This is a genomic window from Enterococcus sp. DIV1375a (genome assembly GCF_051712205.1).
Lineage (GTDB): Bacteria > Bacillota > Bacilli > Lactobacillales > Enterococcaceae > Enterococcus > Enterococcus faecalis.
Genome location: NZ_JBIOOM010000001.1, coordinates 1,847,934 through 1,867,836, shown reverse-complemented (window position 1 = coordinate 1,867,836; position 19,903 = coordinate 1,847,934). Strand labels below are relative to the sequence as shown.

At 38.2% G+C, this 19,903-nt stretch carries 20 protein-coding genes; 17 read left to right on the top strand and 3 right to left on the bottom strand.

Features of this window, described 5'->3' with window-relative positions; translation table 11 throughout:
• Positions 1-6 precede the first annotated feature (6 nt).
• Together IGJ63_RS09080 and IGJ63_RS09075 are read left to right on the top strand one after the other, a co-directional pair.
• A complete protein-coding gene (locus tag IGJ63_RS09080) occupies positions 7-1,461 on the top strand; it encodes a PTS transporter subunit EIIC (RefSeq protein WP_002382747.1) in 1,455 nt (484 codons plus the stop codon).
• Between the two features lie 86 nt (positions 1,462-1,547).
• The gene (locus tag IGJ63_RS09075; protein WP_002385762.1) at positions 1,548-2,396 is read left to right on the top strand and encodes a MurR/RpiR family transcriptional regulator; all 849 of its coding nucleotides are present in this window, start codon (positions 1,548-1,550) and stop codon (positions 2,394-2,396) included.
• Positions 2,397-2,451: 55 nt separating this feature from the next.
• Here the strand turns inward: IGJ63_RS09075 and IGJ63_RS09070 are convergent, their stop codons facing one another.
• Both IGJ63_RS09070 and IGJ63_RS09065 read right to left on the bottom strand, forming a co-directional pair.
• Positions 2,452-3,156 carry a histidine phosphatase family protein gene (locus IGJ63_RS09070; protein ID WP_002364444.1) on the bottom strand — a complete coding sequence of 235 codons (705 nt, stop codon included), beginning with the start codon at positions 3,154-3,156 and terminating at the stop codon, positions 2,452-2,454.
• Between the two features lie 40 nt (positions 3,157-3,196).
• Complete coding sequence (locus IGJ63_RS09065; protein ID WP_002356716.1) at positions 3,197-3,823, bottom strand: MBL fold metallo-hydrolase; 627 nt, start codon at positions 3,821-3,823, stop codon at positions 3,197-3,199.
• Between the two features lie 219 nt (positions 3,824-4,042).
• Here IGJ63_RS09065 and guaD point away from each other — a divergent pair, with 219 nt between their 5' ends.
• The 12 genes from guaD to thrB all read left to right on the top strand — a co-directional run bounded on the left by guaD (position 4,043) and on the right by thrB (position 17,408).
• Positions 4,043-5,428, top strand: a complete 1,386-nt coding sequence (gene guaD / locus IGJ63_RS09060) for a guanine deaminase (protein WP_057086445.1) — start codon at positions 4,043-4,045, stop codon at positions 5,426-5,428.
• 3 nt (positions 5,429-5,431) lie between these two features.
• Positions 5,432-6,763, top strand: a complete 1,332-nt coding sequence (locus IGJ63_RS09055) for a nucleobase:cation symporter-2 family protein (protein WP_033594486.1) — start codon at positions 5,432-5,434, stop codon at positions 6,761-6,763.
• A gap of 141 nt (positions 6,764-6,904) precedes the next feature.
• Positions 6,905-7,882 carry a GMP reductase gene (guaC, locus tag IGJ63_RS09050; protein WP_002362677.1) on the top strand — a complete coding sequence of 326 codons (978 nt, stop codon included), beginning with the start codon at positions 6,905-6,907 and terminating at the stop codon, positions 7,880-7,882.
• 161 nt (positions 7,883-8,043) lie between these two features.
• Entirely contained in the window at positions 8,044-8,376 is a 333-nt protein-coding gene (locus IGJ63_RS09045) for a PadR family transcriptional regulator (protein ID WP_002382752.1), read from the top strand.
• Entirely contained in the window at positions 8,373-9,401 is a 1,029-nt protein-coding gene (locus IGJ63_RS09040) for a permease prefix domain 1-containing protein (protein WP_101732192.1), read from the top strand. The genes IGJ63_RS09045 and IGJ63_RS09040 overlap by 4 nt, the downstream gene beginning before the upstream one ends.
• Before the next feature lie 134 nt (positions 9,402-9,535).
• Complete coding sequence (locus tag IGJ63_RS09035) at positions 9,536-10,987, top strand: PLP-dependent aminotransferase family protein (RefSeq protein WP_025194205.1); 1,452 nt, start codon at positions 9,536-9,538, stop codon at positions 10,985-10,987.
• Between the two features lie 120 nt (positions 10,988-11,107).
• On the top strand, positions 11,108-12,832 hold the full coding sequence (locus tag IGJ63_RS09030; protein ID WP_438746317.1) for a phospho-sugar mutase: 1,725 nt from the start codon (positions 11,108-11,110) through the stop codon (positions 12,830-12,832).
• A 106-nt stretch (positions 12,833-12,938) separates the two neighbouring features.
• Complete coding sequence (gene proC, locus IGJ63_RS09025; protein ID WP_438746315.1) at positions 12,939-13,721, top strand: pyrroline-5-carboxylate reductase; 783 nt, start codon at positions 12,939-12,941, stop codon at positions 13,719-13,721.
• A gap of 116 nt (positions 13,722-13,837) precedes the next feature.
• A complete protein-coding gene (locus IGJ63_RS09020) occupies positions 13,838-14,146 on the top strand; it encodes an ArsR/SmtB family transcription factor (protein ID WP_002382758.1) in 309 nt (102 codons plus the stop codon).
• 51 nt (positions 14,147-14,197) lie between these two features.
• Positions 14,198-15,490 carry a homoserine dehydrogenase gene (locus tag IGJ63_RS09015; RefSeq protein WP_010715370.1) on the top strand — a complete coding sequence of 431 codons (1,293 nt, stop codon included), beginning with the start codon at positions 14,198-14,200 and terminating at the stop codon, positions 15,488-15,490.
• Positions 15,491-15,492: 2 nt separating this feature from the next.
• On the top strand, positions 15,493-16,548 hold the full coding sequence (gene thrC, locus IGJ63_RS09010; protein ID WP_002368976.1) for a threonine synthase: 1,056 nt from the start codon (positions 15,493-15,495) through the stop codon (positions 16,546-16,548).
• Positions 16,545-17,408 carry a homoserine kinase gene (thrB, locus tag IGJ63_RS09005; RefSeq protein WP_438746312.1) on the top strand — a complete coding sequence of 288 codons (864 nt, stop codon included), beginning with the start codon at positions 16,545-16,547 and terminating at the stop codon, positions 17,406-17,408. Before thrC ends, thrB begins: the two co-directional genes overlap by 4 nt.
• 43 nt (positions 17,409-17,451) lie before the next feature.
• Here thrB and IGJ63_RS09000 read toward each other — a convergent pair whose 3' ends face one another.
• Positions 17,452-18,309, bottom strand: a complete 858-nt coding sequence (locus tag IGJ63_RS09000) for a pyruvate, water dikinase regulatory protein (protein ID WP_002382760.1) — start codon at positions 18,307-18,309, stop codon at positions 17,452-17,454.
• A 98-nt stretch (positions 18,310-18,407) separates the two neighbouring features.
• Here IGJ63_RS09000 and IGJ63_RS08995 point away from each other — a divergent pair, with 98 nt between their 5' ends.
• The 3 genes from IGJ63_RS08995 to IGJ63_RS08985 all read left to right on the top strand — a co-directional run bounded on the left by IGJ63_RS08995 (position 18,408) and on the right by IGJ63_RS08985 (position 19,665).
• Complete coding sequence (locus IGJ63_RS08995; RefSeq protein WP_438746310.1) at positions 18,408-18,848, top strand: Fur family transcriptional regulator; 441 nt, start codon at positions 18,408-18,410, stop codon at positions 18,846-18,848.
• 165 nt (positions 18,849-19,013) lie between these two features.
• Positions 19,014-19,190 carry a 30S ribosomal protein S21 gene (gene rpsU / locus IGJ63_RS08990; protein WP_002356740.1) on the top strand — a complete coding sequence of 59 codons (177 nt, stop codon included), beginning with the start codon at positions 19,014-19,016 and terminating at the stop codon, positions 19,188-19,190.
• Positions 19,191-19,215: 25 nt separating this feature from the next.
• Complete coding sequence (locus IGJ63_RS08985; RefSeq protein ID WP_002356741.1) at positions 19,216-19,665, top strand: GatB/YqeY domain-containing protein; 450 nt, start codon at positions 19,216-19,218, stop codon at positions 19,663-19,665.
• The last annotated feature ends 238 nt before the right edge of the window (positions 19,666-19,903 follow it).

The following is a 19,903-nucleotide window of genomic DNA, read 5'->3' as shown; positions in this document are numbered from 1 at the left end:
TTTAACATGGCAGAAGAAAGAATTAAACGCATTGCTGATGGGATTTATAAAGAAGTTGGTGGTCAAGAAAACGTGGACAAAGTCATTCATTGTATGACTCGTGTTCGTATGGATATCCGCGATTATGACAAAGTGGATATTGAAGGATTGAAAAAAATTGATGGCGTTATGGGCGTCGTAGAAGACGATACGTTGCAAGTAGTTGTTGGTCCAGGGACTGTTAACAAGGTTGCACAAGAAATGGTAGATCAAGCAGGTGTCAAATTGGGAGAACCATTTAATCATGGCACCGCAACTGATGATTCAGCAGGCAAATCTGGAAAAGATTTAGTAGAAGAAAAAGCCGCTCAAATGAAAGCACAACAAAAAGCGAAACAAAATAACACTTCACCATTTAAAAAAGTGTTAAAAGCCATTTCTAGTATCTTTGTTCCGATGATTCCTGCCTTTGTTGGGGCTGGTATTATTGGCGGGATTGCAGCTGTTATGTCTAACTTAGTTGTTGCTGGTGATATTTCAGCTTCATGGCAACAATATATTGATGTCTTAAATATCATTAAAAATGGGATTTTTGCTTATTTAGCTCTTTACACTGGGATTAACAGTGCCAGCGTTTTTGGTGCAACGCCAGCGTTGGGTGGTGTTATTGGGGCAGTCACAATGTTGACAGGAATGAATCCAGATGCTCCAATCAGTAATATTTTCACTGGGGGAACATTATCTGCAGGACAAGGCGGAATTATCGGTGTTATTTTTGCCGTATGGTTATTATCCTTGTTAGAAAAACAATTGCATAAAATTGTCCCAGAATCAATTGATATTATCGTAACGCCAACCATTTCACTTTTAGTGATTGGCTTAGCAACTATTTTCTTAATCATGCCTGTAGCCGGAGCTATTTCTAATGGCTTAGTTGGTATTATCAATGTTGTCTTAGAAAAAGGTGGCATGGTTGCTGGCTTTACTCTTGGTTTAACCTTCTTGCCAATGGTAATGTTTGGTTTACATCAAATTTTGACGCCAATCCACATTGAAATGATTAATCAAACAGGGATGACTTTGTTATTACCAATCTTGGCCATGGCTGGTGCGGGACAAGTCGGTGCAGCTTTAGCATTATGGATTCGTTGTAAATCAGATAAAAAATTAGTTGAAATGATTAAAGGTGCCTTGCCAGTTGGGATTTTAGGTATTGGTGAACCATTAATCTACGGAGTTACTTTACCATTAGGACGTCCATTCATTACTGCTTGTATCGGCGGTGGTATTGGTGGTGCGGTGATTGGGGCCTTCGGTAATGTTGGTGCGATTGCTATTGGACCAAGTGGGGTGGCTTTAATTCCATTAATTGCCAACAACCAATGGCTTGCTTATGTATTAGGTTTATTGGCTGCTTACGCAGGTGGTTTTGTAGCAACGTTATTCTTTGGGATTCCTAAAGATATGCAAACAACTAAATAATAAATAGAAAAAGGAGAACTTGGCTTCTCCCTTTTTCTTTGTTAAAATTTAATTGCGTAGGAAATGGTGTATCAGGAGGGGTGTTTATGCAACAAAATATTGTCTTATCTATCCAAGATCGTCTACAACAATTACCAAAATCAGAACGAAAAATCGCAGAATATATTTTAAAAAATACAGAAACAGTTATTTCAATGAATGCGCAAGAGCTAGCGAAACAAGCAGGATCAAGTCCAGCGGCAATTATTCGCTTTTGTCATTCTATGGATGTGAATGGCTTCACAGAATTGAAACTTTTATTATCTGCAAATCTTGGCCAAATGAAGCAGCAAATGTACACTGAAGTTACTAAGGGGGAATCAACAGCTGACATTAAACAAAAGTTACAGGCGCGCTTTGTTCATGTGGTTGAGCGAAGCGGTCAGACATTAGAGGATGTCGCAGTGAATGAAGCCGTTGATTTGTTGGAAAAAACAGAAGTAATTTTTGTCTATGGGTTGGGTGCATCTTCGTTGGTTGCTCAAGATATTTATCAAAAATTTACGCGATTAGGCCGAACGGTATTTACAACATTGGATCATCATTTATTTGCTTCTATGTTAGGCTCAACAGAAAAGCCTAGTGTTTTTATTGTTATTTCTAATTCTGGAACGAATAAAGAAGCAAGTACTTTAGCTGATTTAGCGAAGCAGCAAGGGATTCCTATTGTTAGTATCACACAAGATGAAAAATCAGTGATTGGTGAAAAAAGTGATATCGTCCTTCAAACCTCTAGTGGGGAAGACGTGCCATTGAGAAGTGCGGCTACTGTTTCCTTGGTGGCACAATTGTATGTAGTCGATGTTTTATTTTTTGCTTATGCAGCAAAAAACTATAAGGAAACCTTAGAAAAAATTCAAATCTCAAGAAAAAATGTAGAACGTTTAAAAGAATAAATAAAAAGAGAAGGTTATCTGTCATTTTGACAGATAACCTTCTCTTTTTTTACTATCAACGGCGCTTTTCAGCGATCTTTTTTCCCTTTTCAATATAAGAAATATCATTAATTCCTTGAATGGTAAATGTCCCTTTTTCGTAAGTTAAGGTCGTCACGCTACCATTCTCCAGCGCCATCTGCATAGGCAAACTTGCATCAATTAAGGAAAGTAAAAAGGAAATTGTTAGTCCATGGGAAACCACCATGACTTTGCCGCCACCATTTTTTTCTCGATGATGAGCGATATCTTCGAAACCAGACCAAACACGATCACGAATAACTTCATAAGGCTCTGCCCAGTCAGCCGTATCGGCTTCAATAATAGCATTTGCTAACTCGCGATAGGTAATCTTCGTGGTCATCATGTCCTCATAACTTTTAAAAGCTAAAATGCGTGGCACCACACCCCAAAGTTCACCATCATAGCCACCATCTAAAGAACCAAAACACCACTCACGAATCCGTTTATCGGTTAGGTAAGGAATCTTTTGGTGGTTTTGATGTTCTTGTAAAATAATCTGAGCGGTTTGCATGGCACGACCACTATCACTACTATAGGCTTCCTTAAAGTCTATGTCTCTAAGACCTAAGCCTAAATGATAAATGCCTTCTTCTCCTTGTTTGGTTAAGGGGGTATCTGACCAGCCTTGGGTACGGCCAATCGTATTAAACATCGTTTTTCCGTGACGAATAATATAAAGTGTCGTTGCTTCAGTCATTGCTACTCCTCCTAAGTTTCTTTAAATAGTGAATAAATCTCTAATTAAAAAATGGGTTTGTGGCTTTTTCATGTTGAATGGTTGTGGCATCACCATGGCCTGGATAAACAGGAAATTCTTCTGGTAAAGTGAATAGATAGGTCGTAATGCTGTGTAATAATTGTTGCATATCACCAGTGTGTAAATCGGTACGACCAATACTACCTTTAAACAATGCATCCCCAACAACAACAAAATCATCAAAGACAAAGCTGACGCTACCAATTGAATGACCAGGTGTTGGGACTACGGAAAATTTCATGCCGCCAATTTCATAATCGGTTAGTTTAAATTCGTGTTCGGCGGGTTGAACAATAATATTTGCTATATCATCATGTCTGCCTAATCCTGAAAGATTCAAAATAGGATTGGAAAGCCACGCTTGTTCTAATGGACTAACATAAACAGGGATTTGATAATGATGGCGCAATTCTTCTACCGCACCAATATGATCATAGTGAGTATGTGTTAATAAAATAGCGGCTGGTTTCTTCCCTAAACGGGTAATTTCTTGAATTAGTTTTGCTCCTTCTGCACCTGGATCAATAATTAATAATGCTTCTTCATTATAAACAAGATAACAGTTCTCTTGAATAACACCTGTTCTAATTTGTTCGATCTGTATCATCTCAGGACCTCCTAAAGTTCTAACGATTCTCTTCAAGTATACCGAAGAATCTTAAGAATAGAAAGTTTTCTTGTTTATCCAAAGAAAAAATAAATCATTCTTAGAATGTTCGGTTTTTGCTTGTTTGAACATGGATTTTTTTTAAAAAAATCACATTTTTATAGTTATTAAGCGAAAGTTTATGTATAATCTTCATGTGATAGTAAGGAGGAGTATTAAATGTTTCATTTTGTAATAAAAGGAACAGGTTTTTCTAGTAAAAATTTGCAAGAGATTAAAGTCTATGAAGAGACACTTTTTTGTATAGATGAGGCCGGAGTAATTCAGGAAATAATTGAACCAGATGCTGAAGCGTATGAAACTGTGCTAGCAGAACAAAAAGAGGCACAACGTTTTCAAGAATTGCCCCAAGATTCTTATCTTTTACCCGGCTTTGTTGATTTACATGTCCATGCACCTCAGTGGGCACAATCTGGGACCGCCTTGGATATTCCATTGTATGAATGGCTGAATACGTACACGTTTCCTTTAGAGTCCAAATTTGCAGATTTAACATTTGCCCAACAAGTCTATGATGAACTGGTAACCCAATTGTTAGCTAATGGGACAACAACAGCCCTTTATTTTGCAACCATTCATTATGAAGCTAGCCGTCGTTTGGCAGAGATTTGTGCGGAAAAAGGGCAGCGTGGCTTAATTGGTAAAGTTGTAATGGATGATCTTAATGAGAATCCTGAATACTATCGTGATCAAACAACGCAACAAGCATTAGAAGAAACGGAACGGTTTATTCAAGAAATTCAAACATTAGCGCAGCAAACAAAACAAGGCGTATATCCCGTTGTAACTCCGCGTTTCATTCCTAGTTGTACAGAGGAAGCACTTAAAGGATTAGGAGAATTAGCAGCGAAATATCAAGTCCATGTTCAAAGTCATTGTAGTGAGAGTGATTGGGAACATCAATTTGTTCAAGAACGTTTTGGAAAAAATGATGCTCAAGCATTGAATGATTTTGGTTTATTGACAGAAAAAGCAGTGATGGCACATGCAGGCTTTTTAGAAGAAGCAGATATGAATTTATTCCATGAAACAGGGACGGCTGTAGCGCACTGCCCAATCTCTAATGCTTATTTTGGTAATGCAGTAACACCGATTGCAAAATTAGTACATCAACATCAAGTAGAAGTTGGTTTAGGCAGTGATCTTTCAGGTGGTTTTTCACCAAGTCTTTTTGACAATTTAAAGCAAGCGGTTATTTCTTCTAGAATGTTAGAAGATGGCGTCGATGCTACAAAAAAAACAGAAGTACGAGGTGTTAAAACAGCACGGATTACAGTAAATGAAGCGTTTTATTTAGCTACTGCTGGTGGTGGTCAAGCACTAAGTTTGCCAATTGGAAAATTAGAAAAAGGGTATGCTTGGGATGTTCAAATTATTAATACAAGCTTGTCACAAGCACGAATCCCTAAAAATCCAGGGGAATCATTGCTTGATATTTTCCAAAAAATCTTATATTTAGCACGACCAGAAAATATTCGAGAAGTCTGGGTACAAGGTGAAAAAGTACATGATAAAAATTTAATGTCAGCAACTAAAGGAGTATAAAAAATGAGTGAAAAGAAACAAAATAATCTTCATTTAACAGTGGGACCAGAAGATTCAGTATCTTTTGGGCAGGCCACTATGTTAGGGATTCAGCATGTCTTAGCAATGGACGTGTACGTCGTACCTGTGATCATTGCTTCAATTATTGGGATTAGCACAGCACAAACGTCTTCTTTAGTCCAAGCGACATTCATAGCAGCAGGACTTGCCACGATTATTCAATCTCATTTTTGTATGAGATTACCAGTTGCGCAAGGCCCTTCATTTATTCCAATCGGGGCAATTGCAGGAATTTATTTTGCCAATAACCAACAAGGAAATGGCTGGGGCGCAGTTTTAGGTGCTAGTTTAGTGGGAGCAATTGTTGTTATTATATTAGGATTTACTGGTATCTTTAATCGTTTAATCACTAAATTTGTTCCACCAATTGTGGGAGGAACAATTATTTTTGTGGTGGGGCTTTCGTTAATGCCAGTCGCTTTATCGGATAATATTTACCATGCAAAAGGGGAATTAGGACAAAATATTTTATTAGCATTTATAGCAGCGGGGACGTTGATTTTCTTTGCACTATTAGGTTCTGCTTTGAAAAAAGGGCGGATTTTCCGCGTTTCTTCTGTTATTTTGGCATTATTATTTGGGAGCATCGCGGCACAATTATTAGGGGTACTTGATTTATCAGCCGTTAGTGAAGCGGCTTGGTTTAGTTTGCCTCAGTTACCATTAGTTAACTTTTCTTTCCAATTTGATTGGTCAGCTATTGCCACGATGTTAGTTATTTATCTGGTTTTAATGGCGGAAACAACAGGCACTTGGTTTGCTGTGAGTCATGTTGTCGCTGAACCTTTGACCGAAGAAAAAATTAATCGCGGCGTAATTGGTGAAGGCTTAGGTTGCTTAGTTTCTTCATTCATTGGCGGCACGCCAGTAACTAGTTACTCTACAAATGCTGGGATTATTTCAATCACTGGAGTTGCTAGTCGCAAGGTTTTTGTGGCTGCAGGTGCGTGGTTTGTCTTATTTGGCTTATCTGGAAAACTTTCCACCTTGATTTCGGCCATTCCGGCACCAGTTATCGGCGGCGTTTTTGTGGTTGTTTGTGGCATCATTTCTGTAAGTGGAATGAAAGTCATGAGTGATGTAACAATTCATGAAAAAGAGATGTATGTAATTGCCGTTCCGATTATTATGACATTAGCGTTGACATTGTTACCAAAAGAGTTTTTGGAAACTCTACCACAATTTTTACAATATTTATTTAGTTCACCCGTGGCAACTGCCTCAATTGTTGCTATTTTATTGCAGGCCATTTTACCAAACGTTCAAGAAGGGTAAAAAGATTAATTTTCGTTAAAACGCCTTTGACAAGTGGCGGTAAATAGTGTAAATTAACAATGGTGTTTGTAAACACGAACGTTAAATGACCGAATGTTCGGTTTTTACGTTATTTTTGTAAATAACTAGGAGGCAGTAAGTATGAAAGTTTTTGATTATGAAGATGTCCAATTAATTCCCAATAAATGTATCGTGAATAGTCGTTCTGAATGTGATACTACAGTAACTTTAGGAAAACATTCGTTTAAAATGCCTGTCGTTCCAGCGAACATGCAAACAATTATTGATGAAACGATTGCGGAAACCCTTGCTGAAAATGGTTATTTTTATATCATGCATCGGTTTGATGAAGAGGCGCGAGTGCCATTTATTAAAAAAATGCAACAAAAGGGCTTGATCACGTCAATTAGTGTGGGCGTGAAAGAAGGGGAATACGCTTTTGTTGAAACGTTAGCCCGAGAAGGTTTAGTTCCTGACTACGTGACAATTGATATCGCCCATGGTCATTCAAATGCGGTGATTAATATGATTCAACACTTAAAAAAATTTTTACCAGAAACGTTCGTTATTGCGGGCAATGTTGGAACACCAGAAGCCGTTCGCGAATTAGAAAACGCTGGAGCCGATGCCACCAAAGTGGGGATTGGACCAGGAAAAGTTTGTATTACTAAAATTAAGACTGGCTTTGGGACAGGTGGCTGGCAGTTAGCGGCTTTACGTTGGTGTGCCAAAGCTGCTCGGAAACCAATTATTGCAGATGGTGGGATTCGGACCCATGGAGACATTGCAAAATCTGTGCGTTTTGGGGCAACTATGGTCATGATTGGTTCACTATTTGCTGGACATGAAGAATCACCAGGTGAAACAAAAGTGGAAGATGGCGTTGTTTACAAAGAATACTTTGGTAGCGCCTCTGAATTCCAAAAAGGCGAAAAGAAAAACGTTGAAGGGAAAAAAATCTGGTTACGCCATAAAGGGAAGTTGGCAGATACTTTAGTCGAAATGCAACAAGATTTACAATCTTCCATTTCATACGCGGGAGGTCGCGATTTAGAAGCGATTCGTAAAGTTGATTATGTGATTGTAAAAAATTCTATTTTTAATGGTGATACCATTTAAGATTCAACTATAGACTGAAAAGAAGACAGCACGTAGTGCAGAAATTAAAATGATTTCTGCATTACGTGCTTTTTTTACTTTACCTATCGTAGTAATCGTGTTAAGATAATTACAACGACAGACGTAGTACGATAGTTGAAGTACTTGAGGGAGGAATTTATGTGATTGGTAGTGATGCAATTCGAGGATACAACGATACCTTTATTCTCTCAATCTTACAATCCGGCGCTTCATATGGTTATGCGATTTCTAAACGCATTCGTGAAATTTCTAAAGAACAATATTCGATTAAAGAAACGACACTTTATTCTGCTTTTACACGTTTAGAGAAAAATGGCTACATTGAATCATTTCCAGGAGAAGTAACGCATGGCAAAAAGCGGACCTATTATCAAATAACCCGTGCAGGAGAGCGTTATTTAGAAGAAAAGTTACTAGAATGGGAAGTAACAAAAGACGTCGTCGAAGCATTTGTAAAGGAGATGGGAAAATGAAAATTATAGAAGAATTTATTGATAGCTTATTTTCAGGCGTTGTTGAAACATCTGAAACAAAACAATTAAAGGCGGACTTATTAGCAAATGCTGAGGATCGTTATGAAGATTTGCTCAGCCAAGGAAAATCGGAAAATGAAGCAATTGGTACAATTATTTCTGAATTTGGTACTATTGATGAATTAATGGAAGAATTGAATTTAGAAAATAAACAAGTGGATGAAACAAACGATTTAATGAACGGTTTGCCAGAAATTTCAGTGGAGGAAGGACTTGACTATTTAGCTGTCCAACGTAAAGGTGCTATTCAAATTGGTCTTGGTGTTGTTGCAATCATGGTGGGTGTTGGCTTGCTGGTTGGTATGCGTGGTGTTCTTTCTAACGGTCTCGGTTTAGTTTGTCTTTTCATAGGTGTGGCAATTGGCGTTCCATTATTTATTGTTGCTGGTAATCGGTTTGTTGCAATGGATAAACAACTGGGGCAACGATTGATTCCGACTAAGTTAAAAAAAGAAGTTGCACAAAGAGAACAAAGTTTTCAACGATCATTTATTTTTTGTATGGCAGCGGGCGTCGTTTTTTGTATTTTGGGTTTAATCCCAGTTGTTGTCTTTAGTAGTGGCCTTCATCTGATGATGCGCCGTTCCATGCATCAAATGATGGGCGGACAATATTATAATGGAACGATGGGGATTAGTTGGCTCTTCTTTTTAGTATCGGTTGGTGTCTTCTTGTTTATATTTGGTGGAGTAATTAAAGGAAGTTTTAATAAATTGTTGAATGAAACTTATTTTTATTCAGAACATGTTGGTCATCCTGAGTATGCCCCTCAGCAAACAAAAACAGAGGAAGGACCTGTGGGAAATCCTGTCGGTGCAATTATTGCATCCGTTTATTGGCCCTTAGTTGTTGCACTCTATTTATTTATTAGTTTTGTTTTAGGGGATTGGCGGTTTAGTTGGTTAATCTTTATGTTCGCAGGAATCTTTTATAACACCATCCAAGCATTTTTACACAAGTATTGAGACAAACCTGTTAATAGTAAAACAGAAAAGTGGGACATTCGTCAAAACGGCTGCCCCACTTTTCTTGTATTTTCGATTGACAAAAGCATTAAACTGGATTACTTTTAACTCATCCAATTGTTGAGGTGATGGCTATGTGGCAACTTAAAAAAGAACAAAATGTTCCCATTTATCGCAGTATTATGGAAATGATTGTTCAAAAGATTCAAACAGGCGAATTATTACCAGGCGAAAAAATCCCTTCGGAACGTAAACTGGCAGAATACTTGTCTGTCAATCGTTCAACCGTTGTTCATGCATTAGATGAACTGGTGGACTTAGGCTGGATTGTGCGAAAAAGAGGGAGTGGAACGATCGTCAACGAAGGAAAATGGGGGGTAATGATGACGCCACGAACGGATTGGCATCGTTATTTAGAACAAAATGTGTTCAAACAAGTTCATCCCTTGGTGGCAGAGATTGAGTTACGTGCTAAACAAAATTTGCCGACTGACTTAGATATGTATACAGGTGAGTTACCGTTAGACTTAATTCCCAGTTTCGATTTTCCAGCATTAAATTGGAAACAATTTTTAAAAGAGGAAGCACAAGATGAATTAGGTTATTTGCCGTTAAGAAAAGAAATCCAAGCCATTACAGCAACGGAATATCAGCTTCATTTACCAAGTGAAAGTTTATTGCTTACTTCAGGTGCGCAACAAGCACTTTTTTTAGTTTTGCAAGTTTTATTGAGACAAGGAGATAGTGTTGCCGTAGAAGATCCATCTTTCTTCTATGCCTTACCAATTTTCCAAGCTGCTGGTGTGCGCTTATTTGGTGTACCCATGACAGAGGAAGGGATTGATCTTGAAGCGCTAGAACAAACAATCCGACAACATCGCATCAAAATGGTTATGGTTAATCCTTCCTTTCAAAATCCCACTGGGACAGTGATGCCTTTAAGAAAAAGAGAACAGCTTGTGAAAGTCTGTCAAACGTATCAAGTTCCTATTTTAGAAGATGATGTTTTTGGGCAGCTAAGTTTTATCCCAAAAACAGAAATTCCTCCTTTAAAAAAATTAGATCCAGATAATGTCTTGTATATCGGTTCGTTGTCAAAAATTTTAGGTTCGACCACGAAAATTGGTTGGTTAAGTGCGCCCGCCTCCGTGACGAAACAAATTGCAGAAGCCAGAAAAATGATGGATGTTTCGTTGAGTATTTTTCCGCAGATGCTCGCTAAAATGGCGATTGAAGATTCTTCTTTTTCTGAAAAAATTACGTTATTAAATAAACAAGTGGAACAACGAGCAACAGCTGTATATCAAGTATTTAAATCGTTGCCAGAATGGGAAGTTTCGCCAGTAAAGGGCGGCTTTTATTTATGGGCACATTGGCGTCAAGGGGCACTTAAGCCAGAAGATTGGCAAGTGTTTTTACGAGAAGGTGTTTTGGTAGCACCAAGTGTCGCTTTTAGTGAAAAACGTGGAAGTATTCGCTTGAACTGTTCCAGAATTTCACCAGAAGAAATGCCTCTTTTTTGTGAGCGAATGGTACGGATTACACGACAGCTTTCTGAAAATAGACAAACAAAAATAGAACAGTAAGTAAGATTTTTCTTATAAAAATCATTTGCTGAGAGAAAACGCTACAACTTCCCTTTTCTAAACGAATATCCAATGCTATACTTAAAAAGTAAAAACAAAAAAACAAATGAGGTGTTTTCCATGTCTTGGGAACAAGTTTACCAACAATGGTTAAATGAAGAAAATATTCCAGAAAATTTAAAAAATGAATTAAAGGACTTAAATACAGATCCTGAAAAATGTGAAGATGCATTTTACGCACCATTAGAATTTGGGACTGCCGGGATGCGTGGAATTTTAGGCGCCGGTATTAATCGGATGAATATCTTTACAGTTCGTCAAGCGACAGAAGGGCTTGCACGTTTTATGGATACGCAAAATCCTGAAACAAAACGTCGCGGTGTAGCCATTGCCTATGATTCACGTCATATGTCTCCAGAATTTGCAATGGAAGCAGCTAAAACATTAGCTAAACATGATATTCCTTCTTTTGTGTTTGAAAGCTTACGACCAACACCAGAATTATCTTTTGCAGTCCGCTACTTTAAAGCTTTTGCGGGAATCATGATTACGGCTTCTCACAATCCAGCTGCCTATAATGGCTACAAAGTCTATGGTGAAGACGGTGGTCAAATGCCGCCAGCTGATGCAGATGCATTAACTAAATATGTTCGTAGTATCGAAAATCCTTTGAAAATTGATGTCTTATCAGATGAAGAAGTTGCCCACAGCGGTTTAATTAACATTGTTGGTGAAGAAGTCGATAATGCGTATTTGAAAGAAATTAAAACAGTTACGATTAATCAAGAATTAATTAACGAAATGGGTAAAGAATTAAAATTAGTTTACACTCCCTTACATGGAACTGGGAAAATGTTAGGAGAAAAGGCATTAAAACAAGCCGGCTTTGAAAAATTTGTTTTAGTACCTGAGCAAGCCGTTGCTGATCCTGACTTTACTACAGTTAAGTCACCAAACCCTGAAGAACATTCGGCATTCGAATATGCGATTCGTTTAGGGGAAAAAGAAGGCGCTGATTTATTGATTGCAACAGATCCAGATGCTGATCGTTTAGGTGCTGCTGTGCGGATGCCAAACGGAGACTACCAAGTATTAACAGGAAATCAATTAGGTTCAATTATGATTCATTATATTTTAGAAGCCCATCAACAAGCAGGCACGTTGCCTCAAAATGCTGCGGTTCTAAAATCAATCGTTTCTAGTGAACTTGCTACAGCGATTGCTGAGAAATATAATACGAAGATGTTTAATGTTTTAACAGGTTTCAAATTTATTGCTGAAAAAATTCAACAATACGAAGAAGACCACAGTCAAACGTTTATGTTTGGTTTTGAAGAAAGTTATGGTTACTTAGTGAAACCTTTTGTTCGTGATAAAGATGCAATTCAAGCGTTAGTTTTATTAGCAGAAGTAGCGGCTTTCTATAAAAAACAAGGAAAAACATTATACGATGGTTTACAAGATATCTTTGAAGAATTTGGTTACTTTGAAGAAAAAACTATTTCCGTAACAATGAGCGGAATTGAAGGCAGCGGTAAAATCAAAGCTTTAATGGCAAAATGTCGTGAACAAGCGCCAACTGAGTTTGCCGGGATTCAAGTTACTCAAACGGAAGATTTTAAAGAATTAACACGCACTTTTGCAGATGGTCAAACAGAACAATTACAAATGCCTCCTTCTGATGTGTTGAAATATCATTTAGAAGATGGTAGTTGGATTGCTATCCGACCATCAGGAACAGAACCAAAAATTAAATTCTATCTAGCGACAAAAGCAACAAGTAGTTCAGAAGCTTCTGAAAAAATTGCTGCGTTTGAAGCAGTCGTTAATGAATTAACAAAATAAAATAAACGAAACAGGCTGTACGGAAAAAAGTACGAATGTTAGTGTTTGTGTCAAAAGCTAATTGACTTTTGACACAAACACTTTATTTAACTAAGGAGGGAATGCTATGAAAATTGGCTTTATCGGTGCTGGCAGTATGGGCGGTGCCATGATTAAAGGGTTACTAAAAGCTGAGGCAGTCAAGAAGGAACATTTATATGTGAAAGGTGGCTCAAGTGGAACAGCAGAAGCACTTCAAAAAGAGTGGGGCTTTCAACTTGTCACAGATTATGCACTTTTCCAAGAATGTAAGGTTATTTTTATTGCGACAGGAGCAAAGGTCGTGTTACCTGTTCTTCAGGAATTAGCTCCTCATTTTTCCAACGAAAGTCTATTGATTTCTGTTGCAACAGGTCATACCATACAAGAAGCACAAATGGCCCTTGGCAATAAAGAAGCCAAAGTTGTTCATGCCATTCCTAATACACCAGTTAGCGTGAATCAAGGCGTGATTGGCGTAGCCTTGGCACCAACAATTGAAGGCCAAACGAAGGAACTGGTAATGGAACTTCTTGCTACTTTAGGGTTAGTCAAAGAAATTCGTGAAGCGCAACTGGAAACTTTTGGTACTGTGGCTGGTTGCAGTCCAGCTTTTGTTGATATCTTTATGGAAGCATTGGGAGATGCAGCAGTCTTAGAAGGGCTACCAAGGAACTTATCTTATGAAATTGTCGCTCAAATGATAAAAGGAACGGCGGCCTTAGCCTTAGACACGAAAAAACACCCAGGAGCATTGAAAGATGAAGTGACTTCTCCAGGAGGAAGTACGATTCGCGGTGTCGTAGCTCTAGAAAAAAATGGCTTCCGTTATGCCGTGATGGATGCAGTTCAGCAAGCCAACCACGAATAGATGAAGAAAGTTGGAAAATCGACAAGTTTGTCATTTTTCCAACTTTCTTTGTGCCATATTTTTCGTAGGAAAGAACAATCGCAGTTCTTATTTTAAAAAACTCTGTGTTATAATGAGTGCAAAGTGAGGCGACTATAATGAAACAAATGGAAGAAATCAAACAAGTAAGTCAATTATATAAAGTATTAAGTGATCCAACACGTTTAAGAATTTTGCTACTTTTAAAAGAAGGCGAGCATAATGTAACGGCGATTAGTGAACAATTGGAAATGGAACAGTCCGCCGTTTCTCATCAACTAAAATTATTAAGAGATAGCCGGGTTGTCAAGGCACGTCGCGAAGGAAAAACGATTTTTTATACATTGGATGATCATCATGTAATAGATATTTTAAATCAGACCTTTGAGCATATTGAACATCGATAAAAAGTAGGAAAAAATAGCGTAACTAGAATAGCGCTGTTGATGGAGGTAAAAATGAAGGATACCTTAAAGATCGGGTTACTAGGATTAGGGACTGTAGGCACTGGCGTTTTAACTCTCTTGAAAGAACATCAAGAGAAAATTTCACAAGTGACAGGAATGAATGTAGTCATTGAAAAAGCATTTGTCCGAAATCTTGAAACGAAACAAGCGCAAGCGGAAGAATACGGTCTGTCTTTAACAACTTCAATTGATGATATTTTAGAAGATAAAGAGATTCAAATCGTTGTGGAATTAATGGGAACCATTGAACCAGCCAAAACCTATATCATGAAAGCTTTAGAAAAGGGCAAACATATTGTGACTGCCAATAAAGATTTACTGGCGCAACATGGGAGTGAATTAGTAGCGTTAGCCCAAAAACATCATTGTGATTTATATTACGAAGCAAGTGTTGCTGGCGGGATTCCTATTTTAAGAACAATTGCTAATAGCTTAGCGGCAGACAATATTCAACAAGTTTTAGGAATTGTGAACGGTACGACGAATTATATGCTTACGCAAATGGTTTCTGCTGATAAAAGTTATGAAGAAGCTTTAGCAGAAGCGCAAGCGTTGGGATTTGCTGAAGCGGATCCGACAAATGATGTCGATGGAATCGATGCAGCCTATAAAATGGTTATTTTAAGTCAATTTGCTTTTGGGATGAATGTTTCATTACCACAAGTTGATATTCGTGGAATTCGCGGATTGTCTTTAGATGATGTCGCTATGGCTAAACAACTGGGGTATGAAATCAAATTGATTGGCTCTGCTGAACAAAATGAGAATAGTATCTCGGTGGAAGTGGCGCCTATGCTAGTCAATCAAAAGCACCCTATTGCATCTGTTCGGAATGAGTACAATGCAGTATTTATAAAAAGTGCAGGTGTGGGCGAATCAATGTATTACGGTCCAGGAGCTGGCGCTAAACCGACAGCAACCAGTGTTGTCAGTGATTTAATTACGATTGCTAAAAACATTCGCTTGACAACGACTGGCCATATGTTCAATTCGTATCAACATAAAACCCAATTGACGCGTTCCGAAAATGTATTTGGGCAGTACTATTTTTCGTTAGATGTTCCAGATACACCAGGACAATTTTTGCAGTTGACACAATTAATGACTAAAGCAGAAGTCAGCTTTGATCAATTAGTTCAACAGAGATCAGATGGACAGCGAGCAAGAATTGTTGCCATTACACACCAGATATCAAAAGCACAAATGCAACAAGTTGTGACAGCTATTCAAAATACGGAAGCCTTTCAGTTATTGAATGTAATGAAGGTTATAGGAGATGAGTAAACATGTATGAAGGTTTGTTAAAACAGTATCAAGCGTATTTGCCCGTAACAGAAAAAACACCAATGATTTCTTTAGCCGAAGGAAATACGCCACTGATTCCTTTACCTAATTTATCCAAAGAATTAGGTATTCAATTATATGGAAAATACGAAGGCTTAAATCCCACTGGCTCATTCAAAGATCGCGGGATGGTGATGGCTGTAGCAAAAGCGGTAGAAGAAGGTGCCAAAGCGATTGTTTGTGCTTCTACAGGAAATACTAGTGCCGCCGCTGCTGCGTATGCCACAAGAGCAGGCATTAAAGCGTATGTAGTGATTCCAGAAGGAAAAATCGCACTGGGAAAATTGGCGCAAGCTATTATGTATGGGGCGGACATTATTTCGATTCCAGGTAACTTTGATGAAGCATTAAAAGCGGTGCGAGAGATTGCGAAAACTGAGGCAGTTGCGCTAGTTAATTCAGTGAATCCTTATCGCTTAGAAGGGCAAAAGACAGCAGCTTTTGAAGTTTGTGAACAATTAGGTCAAGCGCCCGATGTCTTAGCGATTCCAGTTGGAAATGCCGGCAATATTTCCGCTTACTGGAAAGGCTTTAAAGAATGGCATGAAAAACAAGGAACAACTTTACCAAGAATGCATGGTTTTGAAGCAGAAGGTGCCGCAGCAATCGTGAAAGGACAAGTGATTGAGCAACCTGAAACCGTGGCGACAGCGATCCGGATTGGAAATCCTGCTAGTTGGCAATTAGCAGAACAGGCACGCGATGAATCGGGTGGTTTCATTGATGCTGTGACAGATCAAGAAATTTTAACGGCTTACCGAAAAATTGCTGCTCAAGATGGGGTTTTCATTGAACCTGGTTCGGCTGCCTCATTAGCTGGAGTTATTCAACATGTTAAAAGCGGTAAAATCAAAGCAGGTGAAACCGTCGTGGCAGTCTTTACTGGTAACGGACTGAAAGATCCTGATACAGCAATGGAGACAGAAGTAACTATTTCAAAAATGAGTGACGTGGAAGAAATGCGTCTGCACTTACGAAAAGGAGTCGCAACACTATGAAAATAAGAGTACCTGCCACTAGTGCCAACTTAGGACCTGGCTTTGATTCATGTGGCATTGCATTATCCGCTTATTTAACAATCAACGTTTTAGGTGAAAGTGAATTTTGGGAAATTCAACATACTTTGGGAGAAGAGATCCCTACTAATGAAGAGAATTTATTAATTCAAACGGCATTGAAAATTGCACCAGAATTAACACCAAAAGTTATTCGGATGGTTTCTGACATTCCCCTTGCAAGAGGACTAGGCAGTAGCTCAAGTGTGATTGTAGCAGGAATTGAATTAGCTAACCGACTAGCACATTTAAATTTGTCCCCTAAAGAAAAGGTCCGTTTGGCCACAGAGATGGAAGGACATCCGGATAATGTGGCCCCAGCTATTTTAGGAGATTTCGTGGTGGCTAGCTATGTAGAAAACCAAGTCTACCATGTCAAACATCACTTTCCAATGTGTGATGTCATTGCATTTATTCCAGAGGAACCATTATTTACCGAAAAAAGTCGTGCTGTTTTGCCCGAAAAATTGGCTTATAAAGAAGCGGTCGCGGCCAGCTCAATTGCCAATGTTATGATTGCCGCAATTTTAAACGGAGATTTACCTTTAGCAGGCAAAATGATGGAACAAGATAAATGGCATGAAACGTATCGTCGTTCATTGGTTCCTCATTTAAAAGAAATTCGTCGTTTAACTCAGCAAAAAGGTGCTTATGGCTCTTTCTTAAGCGGTGCTGGTCCAACTGTGCTAATCTTGTCGCCAGAAGAACGAACCAACGAAATTGTTCAAAGTTTGGAGAAATTATCTACCAAAGCGAGCATCCAAATTTTCAATATTGATCAAGAAGGCGTTCAAGTCTTTTAAAAAAAACGAGAAAAAATCACTAGTGATTTTTTCTCGTTTTTTTTTAATCCTCGGATGTTTCCGTGGAATAATAGCTATGGTCTTCTAAGTTCAAAGCATTAAGAATCATTGAGGCAGTTTCTTCAATTGAAAGAGAAGCGACATCAATAACGATACAACCTAATTTTTGATAAAGATCATTAGCAAAAGCCAGTTCTCGCCGAATTTTTTCAATATCTGAATAAGAAGTATTTTCAGGTAATCCATATGCGCGCATTCGTTCTTTACGAATCCCGTTTAAAACATTGGGATCGTTGGTTAAGCCAACAATTTTTTTAGGGTCCATTTCGAATAATTGTTTCGGTAAATGTGCTTCAGGAATCAGTGGCAAATTAGCAACTTTTAAGTTTTTGTTAGCTAAAAAGAGACTTAGCGGTGTTTTAGAAGTTCGGGAAACACCAAGAAGTAACACATCCGCTTCTAAAAAGCCTCGTGGGTCCTTGCCATCGTCATATTTGACAGCAAATTCCATCGCTTCAATTCGTTTAAAATAATTTTCATTCAGATGATGTAAGGCACCTGGTTCCCGCATGGGTGCGACACCTGTTAATCGTTCGATTTCCGCAACTGGTGGTGTCAAAATGTCAAAATGGAACAATTGATGCTCATTGAAAAATTGATTAGCAATCGCCACGAGATGATCATTAATGATAGTATGCAGTACCATGGCCTCTGCTTTTTTGGCATCTTCTAACGCTTGCACCAGTTTATCTTCGTCTTTAACGAATGTTCGTCTAATCAAAGTAAAATCAACAGTGGGGTACTGGGCCATTGAAGCAGCCGCCAATTTTGAAGCGGTCTCGCCAGCAGAATCTGAGATGACAAAAATCGTCACACATTTTTTTTCTTCAGAAATAGTCATAGAAGGTAAGTCCTTTCTTGCATTTTTAATAATTTTATTATACCATAAGTCCAGAATCTATTTCGTAATGATTCTGATTTAGGTTGGTGAGGGAGGAAATGGCGATGGCACCAGTAAAAACCAATATTGAACAAGCCTTAGAAACCATGAAAGCCAGTGGATTAAAATATACTAAAAAACGAGAATTACTGATGAGCTATTTGATTAAGCGAAATCGGTATGTTTCTGCACGTGAAGTGTATGAATTTATGAATGAAACCTTTAAAGGAGTCAGTTATGATACGGTTTATCGTAACTTGCATGACTTTGAGTGCTTGGAATTGCTGGAAAAAACAGAATTAAATGGCGAGCAAAAGTTTCGCTTCCGTTGTTGCCAAGAGGTGGAACATCATCATCACTTTATTTGTACGGTTTGTGGCAAAACGGAAGAAATTCACATGTGTCCGATGAATTTTTTTGAAGAACAGTTAAAAGGTTGTTCAATTGAAGGACATCGCTTTGAAATCCTTGGTCGTTGTGCCGATTGTTGCGAAAAATAGCGAATAAGACGAAAAATCAAACAAAAATTTCGTATTTTATCAGTAGAGTGGTTGACGGTTATTTATGCTTTAGCTATAATACAACAAGGACAGTATTTTAATTTGTGGGTTTTTCCCACAAATAAGAAAAACGGTTACTTTTTAAGCTCGGAGGGAGGGAATAACATGTCAAAAACAGTCGTTCGTAAAAACGAATCTCTTGATGATGCTCTTCGTCGCTTCAAACGTTCCGTTTCAAAAGCGGGTACTTTACAAGAATCACGTAAACGTGAATTCTACGAAAAACCAAGTGTAAAGCGTAAGAAAAAATCTGAAGCAGCTAGAAAACGTAAAAAATTCTAGTTTTGAATGAATTGGAGTTGGTGGTATGTCATTGCTAACCACATTGAATGACGACATTAAAACAGCGATGAAAGCTAAAGACAAAGAAACTTTAGCCGTACTTCGTATGTTAAAGACTGCCATTCAAAATGATCAGATTAAAGCGGGCCGTGAATTGAACGGAGAAGAAGAACTCACTGTATTGTCTCGTGAGATGAAACAGAGAAAAGATTCTTTATCAGAGTTTGAAAAGGCGGGACGCGACGATCTTGTTGAAAAAGTAAAAGTTGAAATAGCAATTGTTGAAAAATATATGCCTCAACAACTAACAGAGGAAGAAATTCGTCAACTAGTTCAAGAGGTAATGACGCAAACTGGCGCCACTTCACCAAAAGATTTTGGTAAAGTGATGGGCGCTATGATGCCGAAAGTCAAAGGCAAAGCCGATGGCAACCAAGTTAACGCAATTGTGAAAGAATTATTACAAGAAAACTAAGAGCGTTATCGAAACTAGGACAGGATACTGTCCTAGTTTTTTTATGTAAAGAGAAAACCGGTAGCTTTTTACGGTTTTCTCTTTTTTGACTTTCAAAGTCAAATCAGGTACGACTTCTTTTTAAACAGATAAGAATGTGGTATCATTGTAAAGGACTATATAATAAAGGAGATGGACGTTTTTTGACAGATAATCAGTCAAAATCTTTGGAATTAATACTTACTGATTCTGATGATGC

Bases quoted from the DNA above. Each gene is read 5' to 3' on its own strand.
- IGJ63_RS09080 (WP_002382747.1), top strand. From the start codon at position 7: ATGGCAGAAGAAAGAATTAAACGCATTGCTGATGGGATTTATAAAGAA.
- IGJ63_RS09075 (WP_002385762.1), top strand. From the start codon at position 1,548: ATGCAACAAAATATTGTCTTATCTATCCAAGATCGTCTACAACAATTA.
- IGJ63_RS09070 (WP_002364444.1), bottom strand. From the start codon at position 3,156: ATGACTGAAGCAACGACACTTTATATTATTCGTCACGGAAAAACGATG.
- IGJ63_RS09065 (WP_002356716.1), bottom strand. From the start codon at position 3,823: ATGATACAGATCGAACAAATTAGAACAGGTGTTATTCAAGAGAACTGT.
- guaD (WP_057086445.1), top strand. From the start codon at position 4,043: ATGTTTCATTTTGTAATAAAAGGAACAGGTTTTTCTAGTAAAAATTTG.
- IGJ63_RS09055 (WP_033594486.1), top strand. From the start codon at position 5,432: ATGAGTGAAAAGAAACAAAATAATCTTCATTTAACAGTGGGACCAGAA.
- guaC (WP_002362677.1), top strand. From the start codon at position 6,905: ATGAAAGTTTTTGATTATGAAGATGTCCAATTAATTCCCAATAAATGT.
- IGJ63_RS09040 (WP_101732192.1), top strand. From the start codon at position 8,373: ATGAAAATTATAGAAGAATTTATTGATAGCTTATTTTCAGGCGTTGTT.
- IGJ63_RS09035 (WP_025194205.1), top strand. From the start codon at position 9,536: ATGTGGCAACTTAAAAAAGAACAAAATGTTCCCATTTATCGCAGTATT.
- IGJ63_RS09030 (WP_438746317.1), top strand. From the start codon at position 11,108: ATGTCTTGGGAACAAGTTTACCAACAATGGTTAAATGAAGAAAATATT.
- proC (WP_438746315.1), top strand. From the start codon at position 12,939: ATGAAAATTGGCTTTATCGGTGCTGGCAGTATGGGCGGTGCCATGATT.
- IGJ63_RS09015 (WP_010715370.1), top strand. From the start codon at position 14,198: ATGAAGGATACCTTAAAGATCGGGTTACTAGGATTAGGGACTGTAGGC.
- thrC (WP_002368976.1), top strand. From the start codon at position 15,493: ATGTATGAAGGTTTGTTAAAACAGTATCAAGCGTATTTGCCCGTAACA.
- thrB (WP_438746312.1), top strand. From the start codon at position 16,545: ATGAAAATAAGAGTACCTGCCACTAGTGCCAACTTAGGACCTGGCTTT.
- IGJ63_RS09000 (WP_002382760.1), bottom strand. From the start codon at position 18,309: ATGACTATTTCTGAAGAAAAAAAATGTGTGACGATTTTTGTCATCTCA.
- IGJ63_RS08995 (WP_438746310.1), top strand. From the start codon at position 18,408: ATGGCGATGGCACCAGTAAAAACCAATATTGAACAAGCCTTAGAAACC.
- rpsU (WP_002356740.1), top strand. From the start codon at position 19,014: ATGTCAAAAACAGTCGTTCGTAAAAACGAATCTCTTGATGATGCTCTT.
- IGJ63_RS08985 (WP_002356741.1), top strand. From the start codon at position 19,216: ATGTCATTGCTAACCACATTGAATGACGACATTAAAACAGCGATGAAA.